Below are 16,702 nucleotides of genomic sequence, written 5' to 3'. Positions count from 1 at the left end.
GCTATATTGTTCGCTGGAAATCGAATACCGATACTCCCCCGCACATCGCGCAGACGGGCTGCGCTGACATGAAGGAGTCAGGCAATGGTTTCTGTCGTTCGTATCGTACACACCGGCGCACCTGAGGTGATGAACATCGAGCAGGCGACGGCGCGTGAGCCGGGGCCGGGTGAAGTCTGGCTGGAGCAGGAGGCGATTGGCGTCAACTTCCTTGATGTGACCCAGCGCAACGGCGCCGTACCGCTGCCATTGCCGTCGGGGCTGGGCCTTGAAGGGGCGGGGCGGGTTGCCGCCATCGGCGCGGGGGTGAGCAACGTCAAGGTGGGCGACCGGGTGGCGTACGCCACGGGGCCTGTTGGCGCTTACGCCAGTGCGCGACTGTATCCGGCCGAGCGGCTGGTGCCGATTCCCGACGCGTTGACCGCTGAAGAAGCCGCCGCAGTGTTGTTCAAAGGCATTACCGCGCAGTACCTGCTCAAGACGACTTATCCGGTCGGCCCCGGCACCGTCATGGTTCTGTATGGGGTAGCGGGCGGTCTCGGGCAAATCATGGCGAGGTGAGCCAAACACCTGGGGGCTTTTGTCATCGGCATTGTGTCCCGGGCCGAGAGTGTCGAGATGGCCAAGGCGCTGGGTTGCGATGCGGTGCTGGTGTTCAACGCCCAGACACTCGCCGCGGATGTCGCGAAGATCACCGACGGCAAGAAAGCCGATGTGGTCTACGATCCCATCGGGCGCGTGTCGTTCGAGGCGTCGCTCGACTGCCTGCGACCGCGTGGGTTGATGGTGTCTTTCGGCGCATCGTCTGGGGCGCCGACGGCGGTCGAACTGGCCACGCTCAATGCCAAGGGCTCGTTGTTCCTGACCCGTCCTTCACTGGGCGCGCATACCGCGGATATCACTGAATACCGGCAGCGGGCCGATGATGTACTGGCCGCAGTCGAGGCGGGCATAATCAAGCCCGGTATCTGGGGCCGTTATGCATTGGCCGATGTAGCCAAGGCCCATGCCGATCTGCAAGGTGGCCAATCTCGCGGATCGATTGTCCTCAGACCTTGATCGCCTGAACCTGAAAGAAGAGCGTTTTGTGAATCCACTGGACAGCCGCCACATCGATGAAATTGCCGCGTTGCTTGCGGTTGCTTCGGCGCATTCATTCGTGGGTGCCGGGCGCCTGCTGCAACGTCATCCGACGGTGATTTCAAAGCGGCTGGCGGCCATGGAAAAGCGTTTGGGCGTGCGGCTGATGGAGCGTACGACACGACAGGTGCGGTTGACCGATGCCGGCAATCGCCTCGTCGAACGCCTGCGTTCTGCCACCGGGTTGATCATCGAGGCCGAACAGGAAGCGTCACTCGGCGCTGCGCAAGTACGCGGCGTCTTGCGCCTGGCTTTTCCGGCAGCGATGGGGCGTCTGTGGCTGGCGTCGATGTTGCCGGAATTTCTGGCGGCTCATCCGCAGGTTTCCGTCGAGGTGGATTACAGCGATCGCGTCGTCGACATCATTGCCGAAGGATTCGACGCGGCGATTCGTATCGGCGAATTGAACGACAACCGCCTGGTGGCGAAGAAGCTCAGCGATCATCGCCGCATCCTCTGCGCCTCACCGGCTTATATTGAACAGCGCGGTTTACCGACCACCCCGAAACAACTGACCGATCACAATTGCCTGGGCTTTACCGGCCTGGCGGCGTTCCCTGAGTGGCGCTTGTCGAAGGGTGATCGACACGAGAAGGTCATCACGCAGGGAACCTTGACCTCGAACGACGGCGAAGCGTTGCTCGCTGCGGCCAAGGCCGGCGTTGGTATCCTGGGCGCCGGCGAGTGGCTGATGAGCCGGGAGATCGCCAACGGCCAGTTGGTGCGCGTTCTGCCGGAGTGGGATCTGGATGCCCAGGGCGGGATTTATCTGGTGCGAGCGTCCGCCGCCTTCACACCGGCGACGCTCACGGCATTCAAGACATGGCTTGAGACCCGATTCGCAGAGGGGCCGCCTTGGCTGCATGCCGTGTGACGGCCTCTGTGCAACGACGCATTCCGTGTAGCAGCTGCCGAAGGCTGCGTACGACTGCGAAGCAGGCGTGAGTCCGGCAAATGCGGTCTGCCTGACGTACTGCAATTTCTGATTTACGACTGCTTCGCAGCCGAACGCAGCCTTCGGCAGCTGCTACAGATTGCATTACGACCTCTCAGCGTTGCTTTTAGTGAGCGCCTCTGATGACCGCCGCTTGCGCCGTGCGCAACGCGTGCCGATTGCCACGGAACAACACCAGCGTCGCGATCAACCCCAACACCGCCGCGCCACTGAGCCAGATCCCCGGTGCTGCCTTGTTGTCCAGCACATGGATCAGGTACGTACAGGCCGCCGGGGTGAAACCACCGAACGTTGCGGTCGCCAGGCTATAGGCCAGGGAGAAACCGGTCGTACGCACTTCCACCGGCATGATCTCGGTCAGGGCCACCACCATGGCGCCGTTGTACGAGCCATACAGGAACGACAACCACAATTCGACAATGAGCAAATGGCTGAAGCTGGGGTTCGCCACCAGCCACGACAGCGCCGGATATGCTGTGAGGATCGCCAGAATCGTCGCGCCCAGCAGCAGGGGTTTGCGGCCGATCTTGTCGGAAAACGCGCCCATCACCGGCAACCAGAAGAAGTTCGACAGGCCGATGCATACCGTCACCAGCAACGCATCCAGATCCGACAGGTGCAGCTCGGCTTTGCCGAAGGTCGGGGTGTAGGCGGTGATCAGGTAGAACGACACCGTGGTCATCACCACCAGCGCCATGCCGGCGAGGACGATGCCGAAGTTCTGACCGATCGAGCGGACGATGTCCCGCAGGGTAGGGCGGTGTTTGCGTGCCTGGAATTCCGGGGTCTCTTCCAGCGAACGGCGGATCACGAAGATCGCCGGCACGATCATGCAGCCGATCAGGAACGGCACGCGCCAGCCCCAATCACCCATTTGGTCGGGGCTCAGCCAGTGGTTCAAACCCACGCCGAGCAGGCCGGCGAATACCACCGCGGCTTGCTGGCTGGCGGACTGCCAACTGACGAAGAAACCTTTGCGGCCCGGTGTGGAGATTTCGGCGAGGTACACCGACACACCGCCCAGTTCCACGCCAGCGGAGAAGCCTTGCAACAGACGGCCGAACAATACGATCAGCGGCGCCGCGACGCCCAGCGTGGCATAACCCGGCACCCCGGCAATCAATACCGTGCCGGCGGCCATCATCGCCAGAGTGATGATCAGGCCTTTGCGGCGGCCGTGGCGGTCGATGTAGGCCCCGAGGAAAATCGCCCCCAGCGGACGCATCAGGAAACCGGCCCCGAAAGTGGCCAGAGACAGCATCAGGGAAGCAAAAGCGCTATCGGCAGGAAAGAAGGTTTTGGCAATGGCCGTGGCGTAAAAGCCGTAGACCATGAAGTCGAACATCTCGAGAAAGTTACCGCTGACAACGCGAAAAATTGCTTTGCCGTTGCTCGTATTGGAAGGCATGTGTAGGTACTCACGCTGCTGATTCTTGTTTGAAAACGCTGTACCTGTGGGAGCGAGCCTGCTCGCGATGGCGCGGGGTCAATCAGCATTGATGTTGGCTGACACACCGCTATCGCGAGCAGGCTCCCACAGGTTCTGCGCCTGACAGGCAGATGAGGCAGACCTCGCTCCCATGCGCTCTAGAGCCCATAATGGCGGGCGCGGTTTTGAGGGGAGATGAAGAATTGTTAACTGGACGCTGGAGTGGACTTGTGGTGCTGGCCGGTGTTTTGTTCGGTTGCGGCAACGGCGACAGCCTGGAACGCTTCGACGGCCCGACCATGGGCAGCCGTTATTCCATTCAATACGTAAGGCATCCCTCCATGCCCGGGCCGAAAGCGGTGCAGGCCGAAGTGGAAAATATCCTCGCCGAAGTGGATCGACAATTCTCGACCTATCGCAGCGACTCGGACATCGAGCGCTTCAATAATTTGCCCGCCAACCACTGTCAGAAAATGCCCGCGCCGATCCTTGAATTGATCCGTGTGGGCGAACAGTTGTCATCCCAAAGCGACGGCGCCTACGACCTGACGGTGGAGCCGCTGCTCAACCTCTGGGGATTTGGTCCGCAGGCGCGTGAGGAAAAGGTTCCGAGCGCCGAAGCGCTGGCCGAGGTGCAGCAGCGCGTCGGCCACCGTCACTTGCGCATTGACGGTGACCAGTTGTGCAAGGATGCCGCGGTCGAGGTCGGCTTCAACAGCATCGCTGCCGGTTACGCGGTCGACACGATTGCCGCCAGACTCGAAGCGCTGGGCATCCACGACTACCTCGCTGAAGCTACTGGCGAACTCAAGGCCGTCGGCAAAAAACTCGACGGCTCACCGTGGCGCATCGCCCTGGAAGAACCCCGCGATGATCAGCAAGTGGCCGAGCGTGTCATCGCCGTCGACGGCTACGGTGTGTCCACCTCCGGTGACTACCGTAACTATTTCGAGCAGGGTGGCCGACGCTATTCCCACACCTTCGATGCCCGCACCGGAACACCGGTCCTACACACCCTGGCGTCAGTCACGGTGATTCATCCTTCAGCGTTGATGGCCGATGGCTTATCGACGCTGTTGCTGATTCTTGGCCCTGAACGGGGTTGGGACTATGCCCAAACGCATGACATTGCTGCATTCTTTGTGATTCGTGCCGATACAGGTTTTGTCACACGCACCAATCAGGCTTTTGAGCACCTGGCCGGTGAGAAAACCGAGTGATTGCGGGATCAAAAGCATTTTTCGATGGCTTTGTAGTGCAGGCAAAACTAGCCTACGACGCGACCAAGGGTTAATGTGCGCGGCGTTGACGCTTCTATAGACTGTGTCCGGGTTCTGCACTGGCCCCAAATTGTTCCTTCACGCCGCAGACCGGCGTGATTTAGCCGCAGGCGCCGAGGGTGTCGCGGCCTGTTCTGAGGAGTACGCATGGCTGTCTACAACTACGATGTGGTGGTGTTGGGTTCCGGCCCGGCGGGAGAAGGCGCGGCAATGAACGCCGCCAAGGCAGGGCGCAAGGTGGCGATGGTCGATAGCCGCCGCCAGGTCGGCGGCAACTGCACCCACCTGGGCACCATCCCGTCCAAGGCCTTGCGTCACTCGGTCCGGCAGATCATGCAGTTCAACACCAACCCGATGTTCCGGGCCATTGGTGAGCCGCGCTGGTTCTCGTTCCCGGACGTATTGAAAAGCGCTGAAAAAGTCATCTCCAAACAAGTCGCCTCGCGCACCGGCTACTACGCCCGTAACCGCGTCGACGTGTTCTTCGGCACCGGCAGCTTCGCCGACGAGCAAACCATCGAAGTCGTCTGCGCCAACGGCGTGGTTGAAAAACTGGTGGCCAAGCACATCATCATCGCCACCGGCTCGCGTCCTTATCGCCCGGCGGACATCGATTTCCATCACCCGCGTATCTACGATAGCGACACCATCCTCAGCCTCGGCCACACCCCGCGTAAACTCATTGTTTACGGCGCCGGCGTGATCGGTTGCGAATACGCCTCGATCTTCAGTGGTCTGGGTGTATTGGTTGAGCTGGTGGACAACCGTGGTCAGTTGCTGAGCTTCCTCGACTCGGAAATTTCCCAGGCCCTGAGCTACCACTTCAGCAACAACAACATCACGGTTCGCCACAACGAAGACTACGACCGCGTCGAAGGCGTGGACAACGGCGTGATCCTGCACCTCAAGTCCGGCAAGAAGATCAAGGCCGACGCGTTGCTCTGGTGCAACGGCCGTACCGGCAACACCGATCAGCTGGGTCTGGAAAACATCGGTGTGAAGGTCAACAGCCGTGGCCAGATCGAAGTCGACGAGAACTACCGCACCTGCGTGCCAAACATTTATGGCGCCGGTGATGTGATCGGCTGGCCAAGCCTGGCCAGTGCCGCCCACGACCAGGGCCGTTCGGCTGCTGGCAGCATCGTCGACAACGGCAGCTGGCGCTTCGTCAACGACGTGCCGACCGGCATCTACACCATTCCGGAGATCAGCTCGATCGGCAAGAACGAGCAGGAGCTAACTCAGGCCAAGGTGCCGTACGAAGTGGGCAAGGCATTCTTCAAGAGCATGGCGCGTGCGCAGATCGCCGGCGAGCCTCAGGGCATGCTGAAGATCCTGTTCCACCGCGAGACGCTGGAAGTGCTGGGCGTCCACTGCTTCGGTTATCAGGCGTCGGAGATCGTGCACATCGGTCAGGCGATCATGAACCAGCCGGGCGAGCAGAACACCCTGAAGTACTTCGTCAACACGACGTTCAACTACCCGACCATGGCCGAAGCCTATCGGGTAGCGGCGTACGATGGCCTCAACCGGCTTTTTTGAGCGGCTCCGGCCGGTGGCCTGAGCCGGCCGGGGAGACCGATTTCAGCAATTCTCGAGCGTGGCGGTGGCCAAACCGGGAAAGTCTGTAATCAGGCTGTCAACGCCGAAGTCGGCGAGCCTGCGCATCAGCGCAGGCTCGTTGACTGTCCACACCGACACATGCAGCCCCTGACGCTGCGCCTTCTGCAGGCGTTCCGGCGTGCACAGGGTCCAGTTCAGCGCCAGCATCTCACAGCCATAGTTTTGCGCGACCTTCAACGGGTCGAGCCAGGCGTATTCGGCCACCAGTCCGCGAGACACGTCCGGCACTAGGTCCAGCGCTGCTTTCAACACTTCGCGTGAACTCGAGGTAATCGTGACCTTGTCCCGTATGCCGAAACGCTGGGCCATTTCGCGAATTGCCAGCACGGTGGTCGCGGCGCGGGTGCGTGAGGCGCTTTTGACTTCCAGCTGCCAGTGCTCGAAATCGCATTTTTCGAACAATTCTTCCAGCGTTGGTATCGGGCAAGGTTTGATCCAGCCTGGGCCACCCTTACGCGCGTCGTAGGTCACCAGTTCCGCAGCCGTGTGTTCGGCCACTTTGCCGCGGCGGTCGGTGGTGCGTTTGAGGGTCGGGTCGTGGATGACCATCAACTCGCCGTCCTTGGACAGGTGCAGGTCCAGTTCGCAGCGGCGCACGCCGTGGTTGAGGCATTGCTGAAAGCTGGTCAGGGTGTTTTCCGGTGCTTCGCCTTTGGCGCCGCGATGGCCGTAGATGAGAGTCACGGTTCTTCCTTAATTAATGGCCGGTTTCGTTTTGTTCGCGCGCCAGGCGTCGTTCTTGTGCCTGTCGCTGCAAGATGTAGCGGGCCAGCAGTTGTCGCTGGGCATCGGACAGGTATTCGAACTCGGTGCCGACGTCGTAGCCGTCGCCCTTGCGGTCGCAATGGGTGACGCGTGCCCGCAGCAACAGGCCGAGGGCTTGTGGCATCAGCACCAGCTTGACCGAAAGGTGCGCGCCGACGGCAATGGACGTCGGATGCTGAAAGTCGATACCGCCTTCGGAGATGATCACCGGCTGCGGCTCGCCGATCTGTCCGAGCACGGTCAGGGCGACCACCTGGCTGAGCAGATCGATGCGTTTGTTCTGTGATTTCAGGAATGCGGCGATGGTCCGGTCGCGTTCGTTGATCTGGCGCAACAGGTGTTGCGACTCGAATTCGCTCAGGTGCAGTTCGCTGAGCAGGTTGAAAAGCGGGGAAGCATCCTGCAACACTTCCTGGCCTGCTGCTTCGGGAGCAGACAGGGGCCGAATTTCCAGTGCGATCGTGTCCTCGATACGGTAGTATTCGCGGCGATCTTCTTCATCTAATGTCGACATGGCGAACCCATGGTAGCGGCGGTGGTCTGAGTGTAAAGCTGGTTATCGACCCCCGCCACAAGGACGTTCCTTTTCCCTCCGAACAAGCCCCGACATGTTCAGACCTCTCTTCGTATTTATCGGCACGCGTTATACCCGTGCAAAACGTCGCAATCATTTTGTGTCATTCATTTCCCTGACCTCGATGATCGGACTCGCCCTCGGCGTGGTCGTGATGATCGTTGTGTTATCGGTCATGAACGGCTTCGATCATGAGATGCGCACCCGTGTGCTGGGCATGGTGCCCCACGCGACCATCGAGTCCGGCGAGCCGATCAGCGACTGGCAAAGCCTGGCCGCCAAGGTCAAGCAGAACCCGCAGGTGGCGGCGGTTGCGCCCTTCGTCCAGATGCAGGGCCTGCTGACCAACAACGGCAAGGTCTCCAAAGTGCTGCTCAATGCCATCGACCCTGTGCAGGAACGGCAGGTGTCGATCATTGATAACTTCATGCGGCAGGGCAAACTCGACGACCTGGCGCCGGGCAGTTTCGGCATCGTCATCGGCGACAAGGCGGCAGCCAAGCTCGGCGCGGCGGTTGGCGACAAGCTGACGTTTGTCGCGCCGGAAGTCACTGTGACGCCGGCCGGGATGTTCCCGCGCATGAAACGCTTTACCGTGGTCGGCATCTTCCATGTCGGCGCCGGTGAGCTGGACGGCTATCTGGGCCTGACCAATCTGCAGGATCTGGCCAGGTTGCACCGCTGGCAACCGGATCAGGTCCAGGGCTTGCGACTGAAGTTCGACGACCTGTTCCAGGCGCCGCGCACCGCGTGGACCATCGCCCAGCAGCTCGGCGAAGACCGTTACTACGCCCGCGACTGGACTCGTACCCACGGCAATCTGTATCAGGCAATCCGCATGGAAAAAGCCATGATCGGCCTGCTGTTGCTGCTGATCGTCGCCGTTGCTGCGTTCAACATCATTTCCACGCTGGTGATGGTGGTGAACGACAAGAAGGGCGACATCGCGATCCTGCGTACCCTGGGCGCCACGCCGGGCTCGATCATGGCGACGTTCATGGTCCAGGGCACGGTCATTGGTGTGGTCGGTACGCTGATCGGCGCCGTGGTGGGGATCTTCGCCGCGCTGAACGTCAGCGCCGCGATCTCGGCCCTCGAAGGGTTGATCGGCCACAAATTCCTGAACGCCGACGTGTATTTCATCGATTACCTGCCGTCGCAAGTGCAGAGCCAGGACGTATTGATGGTCTGCGCCGCCGCGTTGGTCCTGAGTTTCCTCGCCACCCTGTATCCAGCCTGGCGTGCCGCGCGCACCCAGCCTGCGGAGGCGCTACGTTATGAGTGAGTCGGGCATGAGTGATAAAGCAATCTTGAGCTGCCGCAACCTGGGCAAATCCTACGTGGAAGGCCCGGAATCGGTAGAGGTTCTGGCCGGTCTGCAACTGGAACTGCATCCGGGTGAGCGCGTGGCGATCGTCGGTACGTCGGGTTCGGGCAAAAGCACCTTGCTCAACCTGCTGGGCGGCCTCGATACGCCGACCAAGGGCAGCGTCTGGCTGGCCGGTGAAGAGCTCTCGGCGCTGAACGAAAAGGCCCGTGGCCTGTTGCGCAACCGGTCGCTGGGTTTCGTTTACCAGTTCCACCACTTGCTGCCTGAGTTCACCGCGCTGGAAAACGTCTGCATGCCGCTGCTGATCGGCAAGACCGCGATCCCGGAAGCGCGTCAGCGTGCGACGGCGTTGCTGGAGCGGGTAGGGCTGGGCCATCGCCTGGAGCACAAACCGGCGGAATTGTCCGGTGGCGAACGCCAGCGTGTGGCCATTGCCCGCGCCCTGGTGAACAAGCCAGGCCTGGTGATGCTCGACGAGCCGACCGGCAACCTCGACTCCCACACCGCCCAGGGCATTCAGGATTTGATGCTGGAACTCAGCACCTCGATGCGCACGGCGTTCCTGGTAGTGACCCACGACATGAACCTGGCTCGCCAGATGGATCGCGTCCTGCATTTGCAGGAAGGTTACCTGACCCCCATCTGATTGGCCGAAACCCGGCACACTGAACAGTGTGTCGGGTCTTTTATTTTTATACGGTGCCCCAGCGAATGTTCAGACCGTTATCGATCTTTATCGGCACGCGCTATACCCGCGCCAAGCGCCGCAATCGCTTTGTTTCCTTCATCTCGATGACCTCGATGATCGGCCTCGCCCTGGGCGTGCTGGCGATGATCGTGGTGCTGTCGGTGATGAACGGCTTCCAGCGCGAAATGAGCTCGCGCATCCTCGGCATGGTGCCCCACGCGACCATCGTCGGCGTGAACCCTATCGACGATTGGCAGCCGGTGGCCGCCGCGGCGATGAAGAATCCTGAAGTCACCGCCGCCGTGCCATTCACCGAGATGGAAGGCATGCTGTCCTACAAGGGCACCATGCAGCCGATCCAGGTCAGCGGGGTCGATCCGGCGCTGGAAAGCAAGGTCTCGATCGTTGCCAAGCACATTGTTCAGGGGCGTCTCGACGCCTTGAAGCCGGGAGAATTCGGCGTGGTGATCGGCGAGATCACCGCGCGGCGCTTTCGCTTGAACGTCGGCGACAAGATCACCCTGATCGTGCCGGAAGTCAGCAATGCACCGGGCGGCATCACCCCGCGTATGCAGCGGTTGAACGTGGTGGGCGTGTTCAAGGTTGGTGCTGAACTGGACGGTTCGATGGCGCTGATCCACATGGCCGATGCCGCGCAAATGCAGCACTGGCAGCCGAATCAGGTGCAGAGTGTGCGCCTGGCGTTGAAGGATCTGTATGCAGCGCCGCAAGTATCCAGCGACATCGCAACGGGCCTGGGCGCCGCCTACAAGGCTGACGACTGGACCCACACCCAGGGCAGTCTGTTCAGCGCGATGAAGATGGAAAAAACCATGATCGGCCTGCTGTTGCTGATGATCGTCGCCGTGGCGGCGTTCAACATCATCGCCACCCTGATCATGGTGGTGAACGACAAGGGCGCGGACATCGCGATCCTGCGCACCATCGGCGCCACACCCCGGCAGATCATGGCGATCTTCATGGTGCAGGGCACGGTGATCGGGATTGTCGGCACCTTGATCGGTGGTGTGCTGGGCGTGATCGCGGCGTTGAACGTCAGTGAACTGGTGGGTTGGATGGAACGGGTCAGCGGGCAGCACATCTTCAGTTCCGATGTGTATTTCGTCAGCAACTTGCCGTCCGAATTGCAGGGCGCGGATGTGTTGTTGATCTGTTCCGCCGGTTTCATCATGAGCTTTCTGGCGACGGTATATCCGGCGTGGCGGGCGGCGAAAGTCGAGCCGGCTACTGCGTTGCGGTATTCGTAGTCCGTTAGACCGCGAAGGGGCCAGTCCTGCTGGCCTCAGTCCTTTCTTGGCAACTCCATTATGAACCGCGTCCACCCCTGAGCCGATTCGCAGCGAATCTGCCCGCCATGGGCGCGGATGATCGACTGGGTGATCGCCAGCCCCAATCCCGCATGCTCACTGCTGCCTTCGCGGCGCGCGGGGTCTGCCCGGTAGAAACGGTCAAACAACCGCGGCAACAAGTCTTCTGAAATCCCTTCACCACTGTTTTCAACGGTCAGGCTCAAGCCTGCCGGTTGCTCGACGATCTTTACCCGCACCTCACCACCGGCCGGGGTAAACCGCAACGCATTGTCCAGCAAATTGGACAGTGCCCGGCGCAACATGCTGCGATCGCCCTGCATACGCGCGTGGCCGTCACGACTCAACTTCACCCGGGCGTCCTCGGCCAGTGGCGCGAAAAACTCCAGCAGCACATCCGCTTCTTCCGCCAGGTCCAGCGGTTCGCGCTTGGGCATCAGCAAGCCGTGGTCAGCCTTGGCCAGGTACAACATGTCGTTGACCAGTTGCGCCATCCATTGCAGTTCTTCGAGGTTGCTGTGCAGCGCCTCGCGGTAATCCTCAAGGGGGCGAGGGCGGGTGAGGGTGACTTGGGTGTGAGTCAGCAGGTTCGACAGTGGTGTGCGCAGTTCATGGGCGATGTCGGCGGAGAAGGCCGAGAGCCGCTGAAAAGAGTCATCGAGGCGTCCGAGCATGGCGTTGAAGCTGTGGGCCATTTCCGCGAGTTCCGGCGGCATGTCTGCTTCCGGCAGACGGGCGTTGAGTGATTGCGCCGACACGCCGCTGGCGACCGCACTCATACGCAGCAACGGACGCAAACCACTGCGCGCCGCCCAGGCACCGAGCAGGGCAGTGGCCAGGGCCGAGAGGCCAACCGTCAGCCAGATCAGGTGTTGCATGCGCTGCAGAAAGTGTTGGTGATGGGTGATGTCCAGCAACAAGGTCAGTTGCGGTGAGTCGGGTTTGTCGAGGAACAGCGGCGCATTCAGGACGCGGTAATCGGTGCCGTCGTCGCTCACTGTCGACAGGCCACGCTTGCGCGGCAAATCTTTGGGCACGCTGGGCGAGCTGTCGTACATGCGTTGGCCGTCACTGCTAATGATGCGCAGCGAAAGATCGGCCTGTCGGCTCAATTCATCGGCCAGCCTGGCCTCGGCGTCGCCGGCCTGAATGTCATCCAGCGCCCGGCGTAAACCAATCAGTTTGTCATCCAGCAACTGCTGGTCCAACTCGACAAAGTGCGCCTCGCTGGCGCGGCTGAACAACACCCCGGCGAACAACGACACCACCGCAGTACAGGCGGCAAACAGCAGTGCCAGGCGGTTGCTTAATGAAAGCCGGCGCATCAGGCGGGGCGCTCTTCAAGGACGTAACCCATGCCGCGCACGGTGTGAATCAACTTGTTCGGGAAATCGTCATCGATCTTCAGGCGCAACCGGCGGATCGCCACTTCGATGACGTTGGTGTCGCTGTCGAAATTCATGTCCCACACCTGGGACGCGATCAGCGACTTGGGCAGAACTTCGCCCTGGCGCCGCAGGAGCATTTCCAGCAGGGCGAATTCCTTGGCGGTCAGGTCGATGCGCTGACCGTTACGCTCGACCCGTCGACGGATCAGGTCCAGGCGCAAATCGGCCAGTTGCAGGCTGGTTTCCTGAGGCGTGGCGCTGCCGCGACGCAGCAGGCTACGAACCCGGGCCAGCAGTTCGGAGAAGGCGAAAGGTTTGACCAGGTAGTCGTCGGCGCCCAGTTCCAGGCCGTGGACTCGGTCCTCCACCGCGTCTCGTGCGGTCAGAAACAGTACCGGCGTGTCCAGGCCTGCACCGCGCACCGCTTGCAAAATCTGCCAGCCATCGCGTCCGGGCAGCATCACATCGAGAATCAACAAGGCGTAATCGCCACTCAAGGCCAGCTGCTGGCCGGTGGTGCCGTCGGTCACCAGTTCGGTATTGAACCCGGCCTCGGTCAGGCCCTGGCGCAGGTATTGGCCGGTTTTCGGTTGGTCTTCGACGATCAGCAGTTTCATGGGCGACTCGGGTAGTTGGAACAGGTGCGTTATACCGTGGGCGGCGAGGAAGCTGGCCAATCTGACAAAGTTGTAATCTGCCTGTCAGGTAGCTGGCAGAGCCGGCTGGTAGAGTTTCCCACAAGCTGAACCTCATCTTGTTGGAGTACGACTATGTTTTTGCAAAAGCGTCTGGCACTGGCCGCTTGTTTGCTGACTCTGAGTTTAGGGCTGGAAGCCTCACCGGCGCAGACCTACGATTTCGGTCGACCAGCCTCGGCCGCCCAGGCCACCCGCAGCGTTGAAGTGGTGATGGGCGATATGACCTTCAGCCCCAAGACCATCGATATCAAGGCCGGGGAAACCGTGCGTCTCGTACTGGTGAATAAAGGACAGTTGCTGCATGAATTCAACCTCGGCGATGCACAGATGCATGCCAGGCATCAGCAGGAAATGCTCCAGATGCAGCAAAGCGGCATGCTGATGCCTACAGGCATGAAGGCCATGGACCACGGTTCCATGGCCGGAATGGATCATGGCGCCATGGATCACGGCATGAAGCATGACGACCCCAATAGTGTGTTGGTGGAGCCGGGTAAAACCGCCGAGCTGACCTGGACCTTCACCAAGGCCACTAACCTGGAATTTGCCTGCAACATTCCCGGCCATTACCAGGCCGGCATGGTCGGCAAACTGACAGTCAGTCAGTAAGCACTCAAAGGCGGGAGCAAAGGCTGGTAGAATCCGCTGATTCTTCAGTCAGGTTTCCGCCATGCATCCCGCAGCCGAACATTCGCCGCTGGGCAAATCCAGCGAATACATCGCCACCTACACGCCGTCCTTGCTGTTCCCGATCCCGCGCACAGCGAAATGGGCCGAGCTGGGCCTGACCGCGCAAACCCTGCCGTACAAGGGGGTGGACTTCTGGAACTGCTTCGAGCTGTCGTGGCTGTTGCCGTCCGGCAAGCCTGTGGTGGCGATCGGCGAATTCAGCATCCCGGCGGATTCGCCGAACATCATCGAGTCGAAGTCGTTCAAGCTGTACCTCAACTCGCTGAACCAAACGCCATTTGCCGACACCGCCAGCCTTGAAGCGACGCTGGTGAAAGATCTCTCGGTCGCTGCCGGCAAACCGGTGGGCGTGCGGGTTCGCAGCCTGAAAGAGGTAGAGGCGGAAGGCGTCGTGGCGTTGCCGGGCGTGTGCATCGATGACCTGGACATCAGTGTCAGCAACTATGAGCATCCGCGTCCGGAACTGCTGCGTTGCGATGAGTCGCGCATCGTTGAAGAGTGCGTGCACAGCCATTTGCTCAAATCCAACTGCCCGGTCACGAGTCAGCCGGACTGGGGCAGCGTGGTGGTGGAATATCGTGGCGCGGCGCTGGATCACGCGAGTTTGCTGGAATACATCGTGAGCTTCCGCCAGCACTCGGACTTCCATGAGCAGTGCGTGGAGCGGATTTTCCTCGACCTGCAGCGGTTGCTAAAGCCGGAGAAATTGACGGTGTACGCGCGGTATGTGCGTCGTGGTGGATTGGACATCAACCCGTATCGCAGCACCGAAGAGGTGCAACTGCCGAACCATCGCTTGGTCCGACAATAAAGAGCCAGTGCGGGATTGCATTTGCAAATCCCGGAAATGAAAAAGCCCCGCTATCAATAGCGGGGCTTTTTTGCATCTGACGGGTTCAGATCCCCATGCTGACCAAGGCTTGCATGATGTTACGCAAGGTGCCGGCAAGGGCGGGATGTTCGACTTCGAAGCGATCGACTGCCAGGTTCACACTGTCGGCGAGGTTGGTGTCCTGGGTTTTGGTTTCCAGCTCAAGCTCCAGTTGGATCTGTTGCATCAGCGCGTGCAGGTCTTCGCGCTCGGCTTCGGTCAGTGGCGGATTCTGTTCCAATTGCTCGCGCAGTTTATTGAGCTGATCTTGCAGTTCGCGGGCGGGCATGGCGTTCTTCCTTTTCTCGATAGGCACTGGCATAGACCGCAGCGGCGTGCCAAAGGTCTATGGCTGACCTTTAGATTAATCCACTCCCGGGCAACCTGCATGATCTCAGTCAGGGCTTTTCGCCTTTGAGCCGACGCAGGCTGATATCGGCCAGGCAGGTATCGAGCTCGCCCAGATGATCGATCACCGAATGCACGCCCAGGCCGAACAACTGCACCGTCGCCTTGCCGCGCAAGTGTTCCCGTTCCTTCTGGCTCAAGGCTTGCCATTCGTTCGGCGCGAGCCCGCATAACGAGCCGCACGACGCCAGGCCGATGGTCCACAGCCCGGCGTTCAGGCCCGATTGCAGCAGTCGCGGCTCGCCGCTGACCAGCACGCAACCGTCCAGGCGCTCGACATTCAGCGCCATCAAGGCTTGCCAGCAGGCATTCGGGGCCGGCCATGGATTGATTGTTTCAGAGTGTTGCAAAGATTTGATCCAGGCCGGAAGTGCGACGGCCAGGGAATGGCTGAGGGCGGGGGGGAGTTCATCAATCCAGGCGCAGGGAATCCGTTGGCGCTGCAAGCTGGACAGGCTCTCCAGGGCGCCAGGCGTGACCTCGGCGTGTTCGGCAGAAACGGCGCCGTGCAGGCGCGTGCGCGCGCCGAAATCCACCAGGCAACCACTGAGGCCGAACAGCACGGCGGTCAGGTTCGGTGCGGCAAGGGGCAAGACTTCAGCATGCGGCATGGAAACGTCCTTGAAATAGCGACAAGGCTATTCATGGACGGTGACAATTGAGTGACACGGATGTGAATCGCTCGCCGTCAGGAGGCGTCGTTCGTGGACCATCGTGCGCGATGCTGCCTAAACCGGGTTTTCCGTCATATACTAACGGTCTTTGCGGCTGGGCCAAGCGCCCGCGTCAGTACAATCCAAGGAGTTTCTCTATGCGCTGGAGCAATCGACTCGCTCAGCTTTGTATGTGTGCCAGCGTGTTGCTGGTTCCGTTCGCAGCCCAGGCTGCCACGGAAGAAGATCCTTGGGAAAGCATCAACCGCCCGATCTACAAGTTCAACGACTTTGTCGATACCTACGCGCTGAAGCCGTTGGCTCAGGGCTACCAGTTCGTTACACCGCAGTTCCTGGAAGACGGCATCCACAACATGTTCCGCAACGTCGGTGATGTGACCAACCTTGCCAACGACGTGTTGCAGGCCAAGCCCGCCGCGGCTGGTGTCGACACCGCGCGTTTGATCTTCAACACCACCTTCGGTTTACTGGGCTTCTTCGATGTGGGCACCAAAATGGGCCTGCACCGCAATGACGAAGACTTTGGCCAGACCCTCGGTTACTGGGGTGTGGGCAGCGGTCCGTACGTGATGCTGCCGCTGCTGGGCCCAAGCACCCTGCGTGATGCGCCTTCCAAGTATGTCGACGGTTATACCGGTCCGTACCCTTACATCAACGATATACCGGTGCGTAACTCGATTTACGGCCTGAACATCGTTGACACTCGCGCTAGCCTGTTGTCAGCCGAGAAGCTGGTCACTGGCGACAAATACACCTTTATTCGCAATGCATACCTGCAAAACCGCGAATTCAAAGTCAAGGACGGTAAGGTCGAAGACGATTTTTAATCTCGACCGGTAAAACGAAGAGGGCGGCCATTTG

The 16,702-nt window shown here is 60.5% G+C and carries 16 protein-coding genes and 1 pseudogene; 10 read left to right on the top strand and 7 right to left on the bottom strand.

Annotated elements, in window-relative coordinates; genetic code table 11:
• Positions 1-84: 84 nt before the first annotated feature.
• Positions 85-1,059 (top strand): annotated as a pseudogene (locus AC30D7_RS27660) (quinone oxidoreductase family protein).
• 28 nt (positions 1,060-1,087) lie between these two features.
• The gene (locus AC30D7_RS27655; protein ID WP_490136205.1) at positions 1,088-2,014 is read left to right on the top strand and encodes a LysR family transcriptional regulator; all 927 of its coding nucleotides are present in this window, start codon (positions 1,088-1,090) and stop codon (positions 2,012-2,014) included.
• Between the two features lie 187 nt (positions 2,015-2,201).
• Here AC30D7_RS27655 and AC30D7_RS27650 read toward each other — a convergent pair whose 3' ends face one another.
• Entirely contained in the window at positions 2,202-3,503 is a 1,302-nt protein-coding gene (locus AC30D7_RS27650) for an MFS transporter (RefSeq protein ID WP_490136193.1), read from the bottom strand.
• A 191-nt stretch (positions 3,504-3,694) separates the two neighbouring features.
• Here AC30D7_RS27650 and AC30D7_RS27645 point away from each other — a divergent pair, with 191 nt between their 5' ends.
• Entirely contained in the window at positions 3,695-4,744 is a 1,050-nt protein-coding gene (locus AC30D7_RS27645; protein WP_490136192.1) for an FAD:protein FMN transferase, read from the top strand.
• A 207-nt stretch (positions 4,745-4,951) separates the two neighbouring features.
• Positions 4,952-6,346: a Si-specific NAD(P)(+) transhydrogenase gene (gene sthA, locus AC30D7_RS27640; RefSeq protein WP_007935284.1), complete on the top strand. Its 1,395-nt coding sequence runs from the start codon at positions 4,952-4,954 to the stop codon at positions 6,344-6,346.
• A 42-nt stretch (positions 6,347-6,388) separates the two neighbouring features.
• Here the strand turns inward: sthA and AC30D7_RS27635 are convergent, their stop codons facing one another.
• Together AC30D7_RS27635 and AC30D7_RS27630 are read right to left on the bottom strand one after the other, a co-directional pair.
• Positions 6,389-7,111: a glycerophosphodiester phosphodiesterase gene (locus AC30D7_RS27635; protein ID WP_490136191.1), complete on the bottom strand. Its 723-nt coding sequence runs from the start codon at positions 7,109-7,111 to the stop codon at positions 6,389-6,391.
• A 13-nt stretch (positions 7,112-7,124) separates the two neighbouring features.
• A complete protein-coding gene (locus AC30D7_RS27630; protein ID WP_490136190.1) occupies positions 7,125-7,706 on the bottom strand; it encodes a PilZ domain-containing protein in 582 nt (193 codons plus the stop codon).
• A 94-nt stretch (positions 7,707-7,800) separates the two neighbouring features.
• Between AC30D7_RS27630 and AC30D7_RS27625 the strand changes: the two genes are divergently transcribed.
• From AC30D7_RS27625 to AC30D7_RS27615, 3 genes are all read left to right on the top strand, one after another.
• Positions 7,801-9,051, top strand: a complete 1,251-nt coding sequence (locus AC30D7_RS27625; RefSeq protein ID WP_490136189.1) for a lipoprotein-releasing ABC transporter permease subunit — start codon at positions 7,801-7,803, stop codon at positions 9,049-9,051.
• 7 nt (positions 9,052-9,058) lie between these two features.
• Positions 9,059-9,742, top strand: coding sequence for a lipoprotein-releasing ABC transporter ATP-binding protein LolD (lolD, locus tag AC30D7_RS27620; RefSeq protein WP_020700644.1), 684 nt, complete (start codon positions 9,059-9,061; stop codon positions 9,740-9,742).
• A 65-nt stretch (positions 9,743-9,807) separates the two neighbouring features.
• Entirely contained in the window at positions 9,808-11,052 is a 1,245-nt protein-coding gene (locus AC30D7_RS27615; RefSeq protein ID WP_490136188.1) for a lipoprotein-releasing ABC transporter permease subunit, read from the top strand.
• A gap of 35 nt (positions 11,053-11,087) precedes the next feature.
• Here the strand turns inward: AC30D7_RS27615 and AC30D7_RS27610 are convergent, their stop codons facing one another.
• Positions 11,088-12,437: a heavy metal sensor histidine kinase gene (locus AC30D7_RS27610; protein ID WP_490136187.1), complete on the bottom strand. Its 1,350-nt coding sequence runs from the start codon at positions 12,435-12,437 to the stop codon at positions 11,088-11,090.
• On the bottom strand, positions 12,437-13,117 hold the full coding sequence (locus AC30D7_RS27605) for a heavy metal response regulator transcription factor (protein ID WP_019582086.1): 681 nt from the start codon (positions 13,115-13,117) through the stop codon (positions 12,437-12,439). The genes AC30D7_RS27610 and AC30D7_RS27605 overlap by 1 nt, the downstream gene beginning before the upstream one ends.
• Positions 13,118-13,270: 153 nt before the next feature.
• Between AC30D7_RS27605 and copI the strand changes: the two genes are divergently transcribed.
• Complete coding sequence (copI, locus tag AC30D7_RS27600; RefSeq protein WP_028939699.1) at positions 13,271-13,807, top strand: copper-resistant cuproprotein CopI; 537 nt, start codon at positions 13,271-13,273, stop codon at positions 13,805-13,807.
• Between the two features lie 61 nt (positions 13,808-13,868).
• Positions 13,869-14,699: an NADPH-dependent 7-cyano-7-deazaguanine reductase QueF gene (queF, locus tag AC30D7_RS27595; protein ID WP_019582088.1), complete on the top strand. Its 831-nt coding sequence runs from the start codon at positions 13,869-13,871 to the stop codon at positions 14,697-14,699.
• Between the two features lie 85 nt (positions 14,700-14,784).
• On the opposite strand, the gene AC30D7_RS27590 is transcribed toward queF, so the two are convergent.
• Both AC30D7_RS27590 and pcrP read right to left on the bottom strand, forming a co-directional pair.
• Positions 14,785-15,048, bottom strand: a complete 264-nt coding sequence (locus AC30D7_RS27590) for a DUF4404 family protein (protein ID WP_019582089.1) — start codon at positions 15,046-15,048, stop codon at positions 14,785-14,787.
• A 109-nt stretch (positions 15,049-15,157) separates the two neighbouring features.
• Positions 15,158-15,778: an HAD superfamily inactivated hydrolase PcrP gene (gene pcrP / locus AC30D7_RS27585; protein ID WP_490136186.1), complete on the bottom strand. Its 621-nt coding sequence runs from the start codon at positions 15,776-15,778 to the stop codon at positions 15,158-15,160.
• Positions 15,779-15,978: 200 nt separating this feature from the next.
• On the opposite strand from pcrP, the gene AC30D7_RS27580 reads away from it, so the two are divergent.
• Positions 15,979-16,668: an MlaA family lipoprotein gene (locus AC30D7_RS27580; protein WP_490136185.1), complete on the top strand. Its 690-nt coding sequence runs from the start codon at positions 15,979-15,981 to the stop codon at positions 16,666-16,668.
• Positions 16,669-16,702 lie beyond the last annotated feature (34 nt).

The sequence above is a fragment of the Pseudomonas sp. DF5 genome, from assembly GCF_058148225.1.
The sequence above is the reverse complement of the archived record's forward strand: the minus strand, read 5'-3'. Positions and strand labels throughout refer to the sequence as shown.